This window comes from Mesorhizobium sp. M8A.F.Ca.ET.202.01.1.1 (assembly GCF_004791595.1).
Taxonomy (GTDB): domain Bacteria; phylum Pseudomonadota; class Alphaproteobacteria; order Rhizobiales; family Rhizobiaceae; genus Mesorhizobium.
The window spans coordinates 1-283 of sequence record NZ_SRUN01000304.1; the positions used below are offsets into that span (position 1 = coordinate 1).

A 283-nucleotide genomic window follows, 5' to 3' on the forward strand; every position below is an offset into this window, starting at 1 on the left:
GTTGGTTTCAAGGAATTCGGCGGCCCGGCCGATATGCGTTATGCGGCTGAAAACATCACCAGCCGCGACGATGAAGTCACGCTGATGATCGGTGTCGACACCGCTGTCTTCCACGGCTTCGTCAATTGCGGCGCAACCGGCGCCATCACCGGCATCGGCAACGTGCTGCCGAAGGAAGTCATCCACCTCTGCAAGCTGTCGCAGGCTGCCGCCAAGGGTGACGCCGATGCCCGCGCACGCGCCTTGGAACTGGAACAGGCGCTGGCCGTTCTTTCGTCCTTCG

General features: G+C 62.2%; 1 pseudogene. It reads left to right on the forward strand.

Going from position 1 to position 283, the window contains the following annotated elements:
• Positions 1 to 283 (forward strand): annotated as a pseudogene (locus EN845_RS34975) (dihydrodipicolinate synthase family protein); the annotation flags it as partial.